The organism is Actinoallomurus acaciae (genome assembly GCF_042429965.1).
GTDB classification, from domain to species: domain Bacteria; phylum Actinomycetota; class Actinomycetes; order Streptosporangiales; family Streptosporangiaceae; genus Actinoallomurus; species Actinoallomurus acaciae.
The window spans coordinates 1-10,574 of record NZ_JBHLZP010000288.1 but is presented as its reverse complement, the minus strand read 5'-3'; the positions used below and the strand labels follow the sequence as shown (position 1 = coordinate 10,574).

Genomic DNA, 10,574 nt, shown 5'->3' with positions numbered 1-10,574 from the left:
GGCCTGGCCGTCGTGGAGGCGCTGCTCGCCGGCCCGCTGGAGGTCGCGGTCGCCGGCCCGGCCGACGACCCGCGCACCCGTGAGCTGCACCGCACGGCGCTGCTGAGCACGGTGCCCGCCGTCGTGGCGACCGGTGACGGCGTCCCGCTGATGGAGGGCCGCACGCCCGTCGACGGCCGTCCCGCGGCGTACGTGTGCCGGGAGTTCACCTGCCGCATGCCGGTCACCGAGACCACCGCGCTCGAGAACGAGCTGACGACGCGCTGATTCGGTCACTACGGACATTCATCTCTTCGCCCTGTGCTCACGCCGAAAGACCGCTCATTGGAATTTCTGTCAACATCGGTGCGGGACGGTCTTGATCTTTGAGTTATCGGGGTGTTACCTCAAGGACGGGCGCCTGTACGCGCGATGCGGCCGGGCGGAGACGAGTGGTCCATACGGTGCATGGGTAGACGACCGTTGCCCGGTGGGCCATAGTCGTACGACACAGCGGGGATGAGGAGGGGTGCTGTGCGCTGGCCGAGCCGCCGCCGCATGCTGCCGACGGTCATTGGCGTCACTCTCGTCACCACGGTCGCCGCGGACATCGCGGTCGTCGTCGCACGCGACCAGACCGGCACCACGACCGGAACGGGCGATGAGCGTCTTGTCGCCGCGGCCGACCCCGCGGGCTACACGCCCGGCGCGGTCTCCGCGCTGCGAAAGGAGATCGTCCCGCACGTCCTCGTCGCCTCCGAGCAGACCATCCCCGCGGCGAACGTCGAGGCGGTCCGGCACGTGAAGGGCGTCAAGGCGGTCGAGGTGGTCGACGCGGCCCGCGCCTTCGTCGCCGGCAAGCGCGTGGGCGTGATGGGCGTCGAGCCCTCGACCTTCCGCGCGTACACGCCCGAGGCCAGCGCCAAGTCCGACGCGCTGTGGCGCAACATCTCCGGCGGCGACGTCGCCATCTCCTTCACGATGGGCAAGGACGGCGGCGTCCCGCTCGCCTCCTGGACCCAGATCGGCGGCACCGACCACAAGACCGCGGTGCGCGTCGGCGCGTACGCCACGATGGGTATCGGCCAGGTCGACGCGGTCGTCTCGCACGCCACCGCCCGCTCCATCGGCATGCCGTCCGGCAACGCGCTGCTCGTCAGCGCGCCGCACGTCGACGTCGCGAAGCTCCGCAAGGCGCTCGCCAAGGTGCTGCCGCACGGAGTGAAGACCGCGGCGCTGGAGTCGCGGTACGACGGCCCGAGCACCCCGGGCGGCGCGCCGAACGGCAGGGTCATGACCGCGCCCCAGGTCAACACGGTGATCCGGGCCGCCGAGTCGAAGATCGGTATGCCGTACGTCTGGGGCGGCGAGTCCGACGCGGAGGGCGGCTACGACTGCTCCGGCCTGGTGCAGTACGCCTTCGCGAAGGCCGGCATCCGGATGCCGCGCACCGCCGACATCCAGGCGTTCACCGGCTGGCGGCTGCCCTACAGCCAGGCGCAGCCGGGCGACCTGCTCACCTGGAAGAACGACCCGACCTTCAACGGCGTCTCGCACATCGCCATCTACCTCGGCGACAACAAGATGGTGGTCGCGCCGCACACCGGCACGGACGTGCAGATCCAGACGGTCTACATGACCAACTTCTGGGGTGCGATCCGGGTCAACCCGCAAGCCGCCGCCCGCAAGGCCGGCGGCGCCTGAGTCACCGCCGCCGGCGGCCGGCGGAAGGCGAAGTTTCGAGCATCGCCTGCTCCGCCTACGCCTGGCGGCGGCCTGCGCGGCGGATGTGATCGACCGCCGCGGTCCCCGCCGTGCACGTACGTCGTGGAGCCTCCGGCCGCTCCTGCCCGGGTGAGCACGATGCCGCTGAGCAGGCTCGGGGTGGCCGGTCCGCCGTTAGTGTGTAATCATAATTACATGACTACGAATGATGGGCTGGAGAAACTGCGCGGGTGGTTCACGGGGCGGCTTCCGGACGGCTGGTTCGAAGACGCTCCCGAGGTCGTGCTGGACCGCGAGGAGATCAGTGTGATCGGCCGGCTGGCCGCACCACAGGTGACCGACGATGTCTCCGAGGCGGAGCGCTCCGGCGTCATCGCCGGGCATGTGCAGCGCTTCCGCGAGGACACGCGTGAGCGCCGCGTCGACATCGCCCGTGAGGCCGAGCACCGGTTCGGCCGCAAGGTCTCCTGGGGCGTCCGCTGCGGGGACGAGACGACGATGTTCACCCAGCTGTCCGTTCCGGTGATGACGCGGCTGCGGCAGTCCGAGCGCAGAGTGCTCGACACGCTCGTGGACGCGGGCGTGGCGCGGAGCCGCAGCGACGCCCTGGCGTGGTGCGTCCGCCTGGTCGGCAAGAACGCCGACGACTGGCTGGCCGAACTCCGCGACGCCCTGCAGCACGTCGAGCGGGCGCGCGCCGCCGGTCCCCAGGTGTGAGACCGGTAAAACGCGCCAGCAACACAACGGAAATAATGACAATCACGAAAAAGGTCTACTCCATAGGTCTAATCCAAAGGTCTATGCCAAAGGTCTAAACCAATGGCGCGAAAGGGCTCTCGCTAAACCCCGCCCAGTCATGTTATAAATCGTTCCTCCGGGTACACTCGGAAAAACCCCTGGTCATTCAGCCGAGGGGCGTGCCGGCTTGAAGGAGCGATCGTGGCGTACGAAGTCAAGGCCAGTTCCATCGAGTGGAACCCCGGCCCGCAGCGACTACGTGAACTCACCGAGAAGATGCCCAACTCGTCGGTCACGGAGTTCGCCAACGTCGTGGTGAAGGCGAGGGTCGACAGCCGGAGCGCCAAGTCGACCTTCATCGTCGAGGACTCGACCAACACCACCAAGCAGACCATCACGCGGGCCGAGTACGACCGCGTCGCGGCCGCGCAGGAGGCCTACCTCGCCGGGCAGGACGTGGTCGTCGTCGACGGCTACATCGGCAGCGACCCGGAGTTCCGCACCCGGGCGCGCCTCGTCATCGAGGCGTCGAACGCCAACATCGCGGGGATGCAGAGGCAGCTCTACTACCCGGTCGGGGAGGACTACGACCCGGCGACGTGGGACCCGCACACGACGGTCGTCTACACGCCGAACCTGCCGATGGCGGGCTACCCGAACGACCGCCTCATCGCCGTCGACCTGAATTCCAACATCACGCGCGTCTTCAATTCGGACTACTTCGGTGAGTCCAAGAAAGGCGGCCTGCGAATGTGGAACAACATCGTCTACAAGCGCGGCGGTCTTTCTCTGCACGCCGGCTGCAAGGTCATCCCGGTGGACGGCGAGAACAAGACCGTGTTGATCGTCGGGCTCTCCGGAACCGGCAAGACCACGACGACTTTCACCACCCAGCTCGGCAGTAAACCGGTGCAGGACGACTTTGTCGCGCTGATGCCTCAGGGGCGCGTTTACACCACCGAGAACGGCTGCTTCGCCAAGACGTTCGGCCTCGACCCGGAGTTCGAGCCGACGATCTACCACGCGACCACCAAGCCGGACGCCTACCTGGAGAACGTCTCCGTCGACGAGAAGGGCAAGGTCGACTTCTTCGACACGTCGTACACCAAGAACGGGCGTACGACCTGGCCGTTCAAGTACGTCGACCCGTGGCCGGCCGACCAGGTGGAGCCCGCCGAGTTCCTGCTGATCCTCAACCGCAACGAGAACATCGTCCCGGGCGTCGCGCGCCTGGACCGCGCGCAGGCCGCGGCGTACTTCATGCTCGGCGAGACCACCGGCACCAGCGCCGGCGGCAAGGACGAGGAGGGCAAGTTCCTCCGCGTGCCCGGCACCAATCCGTTCTTCCCGCGCGACATGGCCGACATGGGCAACCGCATGCTCGAACTGCTCGACGGCCACGAGATGCAGGTGTTCGTGCTCAACACCGGCCGCGTCGGCGGCGGCGAGGGCGACGACCGGAGCAAGAAGGTCAAGATCCCGCACTCGTCGGCGATCGTGCAGGCCATCGTGGAGGACACGATCGAGTGGGAGCAGGACCCCGACTTCGGCTACGAGGTCGCCTCCTTCCTGCCGGGCATCGACGACCCGGAGATCCTGCGGCCCCGGCGGCTGTACGAGCGGCAGGGCCGGCTGGAGGAGTACGACGCGATGGTGGAGCGGATGAAGACCGAGCGGCGTGAGTACCTGGCGTCGTTCCGCGGCCTCGACGAGGCGATCCTGAAGTCCATCCGCTGACCGGCGACGCCGCAGACGCTCTGAGAGGCACCCTCGACCGCCGAGGGTGCCTCTCAGAGCGTCTGACGTGTCTCAGGTGACGCTGGTGGCCACCTGAGGGTTTTACGGCAGTTCATCCGTACGGGCCCCGCATGCGGAGCTGAGCGCGATAATTGACTGCTCACACCATGGCGCGGAACTGGGAGTAGGTGCGGCTCATGAGCCTGCGGGACCTTGTCTACAAGCTGTACGAACGACGGCTTGAGGCGAGGCTGAACTCCGACGCGAACCCGCGCCATATCGGTGTCATCCTCGACGGCAACCGCCGGTGGGCCCGCTCAATGGGCATCGCCGACATCAACACCGGCCACCAGCGCGGCGCCGACAAGATCTCCGAGCTGCTCCAGTGGTCGCAGGAGACGGGGGTGGAGGTGGTCACGCTGTGGCTGCTGTCCACCGACAACCTCAGCCGGCCCGCCGCCGAGCTGGAGCCCCTCCTGCAGATCATCGAGAACACCGTCGAGGACCTCGCCGGGCAGGGATGGCGCGTCAAGCCGGTCGGCGCCCTCGACCTTCTCCCCGACAAGACGGCGCGTGTCCTGAAACATGCCGAAGAAAGCACATCCGATGCTCCAGGCCTGATTGTGAACGTCGCAGTTGGGTATGGAGGTAGACGTGAGATCGCTGATGCGGTGCGCTCACTCCTGCACGAACAGGCGAGCAGGGGCACCAGCATCGAGGAACTCGCCGAGGTCCTCGACGTCGAGCACATTGCCGAGCACCTCTACACCCGTGGCCAGCCCGACCCGGATCTCGTCATCCGCACGTCGGGAGAGCAGCGCCTTTCCGGCTTCATGCTCTGGCAGAGCGCCCACTCGGAGTACTACTTCTGCGAGGCCTTCTGGCCTGACTTCCGCAAGGTCGACTTCCTGCGGGCGATCCGCGCCTTCGCCGCGAGACATCGTCGCTACGGCTACTGAACCTCCTGGTAGGGCAGGCCGAAACCTCGGTTACGTCCGGGTTACTTATCGGTCCGCCTCTGTTCTCGGGTGGGGTGGCGGCCTTAGCGTCGAAACAGGTCCCCCCGAGGAAAGGACGCCTCCTCAGGCGGTCCGCCTGGGCAGGCGCCCGAAGGAGAACGAGTGGCCAGACCAGCCGCCACCCGGCGCACGTACGTCCTCGACACCAGTGTCCTGCTGGCCGACCCGGGAGCGCTGTCCCGGTTCGCCGAGCACGAGGTCGTACTCCCGATCGTCGTGATCACCGAGCTCGAGGCCAAGCGTCACCACCCGGAGCTGGGCTACTTCGCCCGTGCCGCGCTGCGGACGCTCGACGACCTCCGGCTCGCGCACGGTCGGCTCGACGAACCCCTGCCCATCGGCGATGACGGTGGAACGGTCCGGGTCGAGCTCAACCACACCGACCCCTCGGTGCTGCCGGCCGGGTTCCGGCTCGGCGACAACGACACGCGGATCCTCTCGGTGGCGCGGTCGCTGTCCCAGGAAGGGCACGACGTCGTTCTCGTGTCCAAGGACCTCCCGTTGCGGGTCAAGGCGGCCTCCGTCGGGCTGACGGCGGAGGAGTACCGCGCCGAGAAGGTGGTCGAGACCGGGCACACCGGCATGGCCGAGCTCGAGGTGCCCGCCGAGCGGCTGGAGCGGCTGTACGACTCGGGCCAGGTCGACCTGGACGAGGCGCGCGACCTGCTCTGCCACACCGGCCTGCGGCTGCTCTCCGGCGGCGGCTCCGCCCTCGGCCGGGTCATGCCCGACAAGTCCGTACGCCTGGTCCGCGGCGACCGCGAGGTCTTCGGCCTCCACGGCCGGTCGGCGGAGCAGCGCGTCGCGCTCGACCTGCTGACCGACGAGGACATCGGCATCGTCTCGCTCGGCGGCCGGGCCGGTACGGGCAAGTCCGCGCTGGCCCTGTGCGCCGGCCTGGAGGCCGTGCTCGAGCGCCGCCAGCACCGCAAGGTGGTGGTCTTCCGCCCGCTGTACGCGGTCGGCGGCCAGGAGCTCGGTTACCTGCCCGGCACCGAGAACGAGAAGATGTCGCCGTGGGGCCAGGCGGTGTACGACACGCTCTCGGCCATCACCACCCCGGAGGTCATCGAGGAGGTCCTCGACCGCGGCATGCTCGAGGTGCTCCCGCTGACCCACATCCGCGGCCGTTCGCTGCACGACTCGTTCGTGATCGTCGACGAGGCGCAGTCCCTCGAACGCGGAGTGCTGCTCACCGTGCTGTCGCGGATCGGCGCCGGCTCGCGCGTCGTGCTCACCCACGACATCGCGCAGCGTGACAACCTGCGGGTCGGACGGCATGACGGCGTCGTCGCGGTGGTCGAGAAGCTCAAGGGCCACCCACTGTTCGCACACGTCACCCTGACCAGGTCCGAACGCTCGCCGATCGCCGCGCTGGTGACCGACACGCTCGGCGACGTCGGCGTCTGATCCCATCGCCCGTGACCCCTCGGCCCCTTCGGGAGCCGAGGGGTTTTCGTCACGCTGTGAGGTCACGAGGGATTCTCCCGTAATGGTGTGACCAAAGTCACAGTGTATGGGAGAAAGCTGGGAAAGTGCTGATAGTCGGGTGAATTGAGCAGTCTGTTCCTGTTGTGACACGGTTCGACGTGAGATCAGTCACGTCATTCCGGTTGCGGGGTACCCCCCGTCTTCGTGCAGTCTTGGGCGCCGTAAGCACTCCAGTGGGACAGCCCCCAGCCCCGGCGTTGAACCCCCCGCCGTACGCCGCCATGGAGGGCCGTGCCCCACCCAGGGAACCGACGGTCGCGCCGAGCGCGCCCGCGCCGGTTCCTGGAGTGAGGACATTCGCACGTGTGCCCATGCGCGTGCGACCTTCGGAAGGACCGCCTTGTACGGAGACCAATTCAGGTCACCCGGACGAGACGATCGACAGGACGGCGCCACGCCCCAGCAGGCGCCGTGGGAGACCGGTAGCGGCCCGGCTCCGATGTCGCACGACGACCTCAAGGTCGCCGGCGAACCCCTCGGCACGCCCTCCGTCCAGGACGACGGCGCGTACGAGACGTCCTCGTACGGCACCGGTGCCTTCGATCCGAACGGCTACGCCCACGACGCGCCCGACGGCAACGCCACGGCCGCGTACGACATGGGTCACGACTCCGACGACAACACGGCGCACGACATCCCCGTGTACCAGCCGGAGTACGAGCCGGAGCCCATGGCCACGTCGGCCATGCCGCCCTATGGCCCCGGGGCGGACCCCGCGCTCACCCCAGACTTCGAGGGCGGGCATCGCGCCCCCGGCACGGGCAACAAGCGGCTGATCCGGTTCGCCGCGGTCGCCGCAGCCGTCGCCGTGGTCGGCGGCGGAGGTGTCGCCTGGGCGGTGACCGGTGGCTCCTCCTCCTCGAACAAGGACCACACCACCCAGCAGGTGCAGGCCCAGGCTCCGCCTCCCGCGCCGCTGACCGACGCGCAGCGTGCCGACGCCGAGAAGCGGCGCCAGAAGGAGCTGAAGAAGCGCGCCTCCCGCGCCGCCCGCAGCCAGGTGGTCCGGCCGAAGCTCCTGGCCAAGGGCACGCCCCCGCCGAAGCCGAAGCCCACCACCCCCAGCGCGGGCGACCCGGTGCCGGCGAGCGAGGCGCAGCGCATCGCGCGCTCGCTGCTGCCGAGCTTCGGGTGGAGCCCGAGTTCGCAGTTCGGCTGCCTGGTCAACCTGTGGAACCGCGAGAGCGGCTGGAACGTCCACGCCGCCAACCCGTCCGGGGCGTACGGCATCCCGCAGGCCAAGCCGGGTTCGAAGATGTCCAGCGCCGGGCCCGACTGGCAGAACAACGCCACCACCCAGATCAAGTGGGGCCTCGGCTACATCAAGGACCGGTACAGCACCCCGTGCGGGGCCTGGTCGCACTCCCAGTCCAGCGGCTGGTACTAGAGCCGAGTCCGCCGGCCCGGCCGTACGCGATAGAGCTCGCCGCGCGCTCTGGCGCGCGGCCGACCAGAAGGTACATGGTGGTTCACAACTTCATACGTGGTTCCGTACCGCCGAAGGCCGTCGCCATCCTGGCGGGCCTCGGCGTCGTGGCCGGACTGGCTCTGGCGGCGCCCACCCGGGCGGCGTCGCCGAGCACGGCCGCCGCGCGGATCGTCGCGGCGCGGCACCACAAGAAGCCCGGCACCGGCGACCGGCGCCGGCACACGCCGAGCCGGGGGCAAAGCAACGGCGCACCGGCCGCAAAGAACCGGTAACGGCCCGGCACGGATGCCGCTCGCGCGGGTGTCGCCCTGCCAGGGCCGCGGACAGTGTCCTGGCTGTGCATCGATACATCATCCGGATCACGGCGGCCATCGGCTGCGTCGCCACGGTGGGTCCGTGGGCGCCCGGTCGGACGGCGACGGCGATGGTCCGCACCGACCATGACCCCGCGCACGACTCCGGGCACGTCGACGCCCTGGAGATCTCGGCGCCCCTGCGGAACCGGCTGCTGGCCGTGGCGCTCATGACCCCGCGCGGCTGGTCGGACCGGCAGTGGCGGTGCCTGGACCGGCTGTGGACGCGCGAGAGCAACTGGAACCACCTGGCCCGCAACCGCTCGTCCGGCGCGTACGGGATCCCGCAGGCGCTGCCCGGCACCAAGATGCGCAGCGCCGGCGGCGACTGGCGCAGCAGCGCGGCGACACAGATCAAGTGGGGACTCGGCTACATCGCCCGGCGGTACGGCACCCCGTGCGCCGCCTGGGACCACGCGGAGGCCGCCGGCTGGTACTAAGCCTGTCTCAAAGGGCCTGAACGTCAGACGTCCGTAAGCGGGGCTCAGGAGCCGCCGGGCCGGGTCATGGCGAGCGTGTCCAGGGCGGCGTCGAGCTGTTCGAGGGTCAGGTCCCCGCGATCGACGTACCCGGCATCGAGGACGACCTCCCGGATCGTCCTGCGTTCGGCGAGTGCCCGCTTGGCCACCTTGGCGGCCGCCTCGTAGCCGATGTAGCGGGTGAGCGGCGTGACGATGGCCGTGGACGACGCGGCGTACTCCCGGCCGCGCTCGGCGTCGGCCTCGATCCCGTCCACGCACTTGTCGGCGAGGACGCGGGAGGCGGCGGTCAGCAGCCGTATCGACTCCAGCAGGTTGCGGGCCATCATCGGCATCATCACGTTGAGCTCGAAGGTGCCCGCCGTGCCGCCGTAGGCGATGGCCGCGTCGTTGCCGATGACCTGCGCCCCGACCTGGCACACGGCCTCGGGGATGACCGGGTTCACCTTGCCGGGCATGATCGAGGACCCCGGCTGGAGCTCGGGCAGGCGGATCTCGGCCAGGCCGGCGCGCGGACCGGAGTTCATCAGGCGCAGGTCATTGGCGATCTTGATGAGGCCCGCGGCGATGGTCCGCAGCACCCCGCTGGTCTCCACGAGGGCGTCACGCGCGCCCTGCGCCTCGAAGTGGTTCCGCGCCTCGGCGAGCGGCAGGCCCGTGTCGCGCGCCAGCTCGGCGATGACCCGCTGGGCGAAGCCGGCCGGGGTGTTGACGCCCGTCCCGACCGCGGTGCCGCCCAGTGGCAGCTCGGCCAGGCGCGGCAGCGCGGCGTCGAGGCGCTCCACGCCGTACGCGACCTGGGCGGCGTACCCGCCGAACTCCTGGCCGAGCGTGACCGGTGTGGCGTCCATCAGGTGGGTGCGGCCCGCCTTGACGACGGAGGAGAACTCCTCGGCCTTGCGCTCCAGCGCGTCCGTGAGGTGCCGGAGCGCGGGGATCAGCTCGTCCACCACGAGACCGGCGGCGGCGGTGTGGATCGAGGTGGGGAAGACGTCGTTGGAGGACTGGGAGGCGTTGACGTGGTCGTTGGGGTGGACGGGCCGGCCGAGCCGCTCCTGGGCGAGTGTCGCGATGACCTCGTTGGCGTTCATGTTCGACGACGTCCCGGAACCGGTCTGGAACACGTCGATCGGGAAGTGCTCGTCGTACTCGCCGTCGGCGACGGAGAGCGCGGCCTTCTCGACGGCATCCGCCATGTCCGGCTCCAGCACCCCGAGCTCGGCGTTGACCCGCGCCGCCGCGGCCTTGATCCGGGCGAGCGCCGCGATCTGCGCGCGCTCCAGCCGCTGACCCGAGATGGGGAAGTTCTCCACCGCACGCTGCGTCTGCGCCCGCCACCTGGCCCACGAGGGGAGCCGGACGTCTCCCATGGAGTCGTGCTCGACCCTGTGTTCCTGCTCGGACATGTGATGCCTCCCGGAACCTTGTGCCGACATCATCGACCCTATGCGCGGCGGAGATCGTCCCGTCGTCCGGGTCGAGCGCCGGCGACCGCCGTGGCGAGGAGGCCGACGGCCTCGGCGAGGCGGTGCTCGGCGAGCCGGGCGTAGCCGACCACGATCGCGGGCGGACCGGGCCGCCCCACGTGCATCGGGGCGACGCCCTCGACCGCCACGCCCAGCGC

Annotated in this window: 10 protein-coding genes and 1 pseudogene; 9 read left to right on the top strand and 2 right to left on the bottom strand. The window is 69.6% G+C overall.

The genetic code is table 11. The features are described from left to right. From ACFFNX_RS30765 to ACFFNX_RS30725, 9 genes and pseudogenes are all read left to right on the top strand, one after another. Positions 1-267: pseudogene (locus ACFFNX_RS30765) on the top strand (N-acylglucosamine 2-epimerase); the annotation flags it as partial. Between the two features lie 246 nt (positions 268-513). Continuing rightward, the gene (locus tag ACFFNX_RS30760; RefSeq protein WP_378209373.1) at positions 514-1,683 is read left to right on the top strand and encodes a C40 family peptidase; all 1,170 of its coding nucleotides are present in this window, start codon (positions 514-516) and stop codon (positions 1,681-1,683) included. Positions 1,684-1,899: 216 nt separating this feature from the next. Further along, the gene (abmR, locus tag ACFFNX_RS30755; RefSeq protein ID WP_378209372.1) at positions 1,900-2,421 is read left to right on the top strand and encodes an ATP-binding transcription factor AbmR; all 522 of its coding nucleotides are present in this window, start codon (positions 1,900-1,902) and stop codon (positions 2,419-2,421) included. A 222-nt stretch (positions 2,422-2,643) separates the two neighbouring features. Further along, positions 2,644-4,179, top strand: coding sequence for a phosphoenolpyruvate carboxykinase (locus ACFFNX_RS30750; RefSeq protein WP_378209371.1), 1,536 nt, complete (start codon positions 2,644-2,646; stop codon positions 4,177-4,179). A 197-nt stretch (positions 4,180-4,376) separates the two neighbouring features. Then, a complete protein-coding gene (locus ACFFNX_RS30745) occupies positions 4,377-5,138 on the top strand; it encodes an isoprenyl transferase (RefSeq protein ID WP_378209370.1) in 762 nt (253 codons plus the stop codon). Between the two features lie 162 nt (positions 5,139-5,300). Further along, positions 5,301-6,608: an RNA 5'-3' helicase PhoH2 gene (gene phoH2, locus ACFFNX_RS30740; RefSeq protein ID WP_378209369.1), complete on the top strand. Its 1,308-nt coding sequence runs from the start codon at positions 5,301-5,303 to the stop codon at positions 6,606-6,608. A 751-nt stretch (positions 6,609-7,359) separates the two neighbouring features. Further along, on the top strand, positions 7,360-8,076 hold the full coding sequence (locus ACFFNX_RS30735) for an aggregation-promoting factor C-terminal-like domain-containing protein (protein ID WP_446678535.1): 717 nt from the start codon (positions 7,360-7,362) through the stop codon (positions 8,074-8,076). 74 nt (positions 8,077-8,150) lie between these two features. Then, positions 8,151-8,390, top strand: coding sequence for a hypothetical protein (locus tag ACFFNX_RS30730; protein WP_378209367.1), 240 nt, complete (start codon positions 8,151-8,153; stop codon positions 8,388-8,390). A 65-nt stretch (positions 8,391-8,455) separates the two neighbouring features. Beyond that, on the top strand, positions 8,456-8,911 hold the full coding sequence (locus ACFFNX_RS30725) for an aggregation-promoting factor C-terminal-like domain-containing protein (protein WP_378209366.1): 456 nt from the start codon (positions 8,456-8,458) through the stop codon (positions 8,909-8,911). Between the two features lie 44 nt (positions 8,912-8,955). Here the strand turns inward: ACFFNX_RS30725 and ACFFNX_RS30720 are convergent, their stop codons facing one another. Continuing rightward, positions 8,956-10,356 carry a class II fumarate hydratase gene (locus ACFFNX_RS30720; RefSeq protein WP_378209365.1) on the bottom strand — a complete coding sequence of 467 codons (1,401 nt, stop codon included), beginning with the start codon at positions 10,354-10,356 and terminating at the stop codon, positions 8,956-8,958. A gap of 38 nt (positions 10,357-10,394) precedes the next feature. Next, on the bottom strand, positions 10,395-10,574 hold a 180-nt coding region (locus ACFFNX_RS30715; protein ID WP_378209364.1), incomplete at its 5' end, for a hypothetical protein.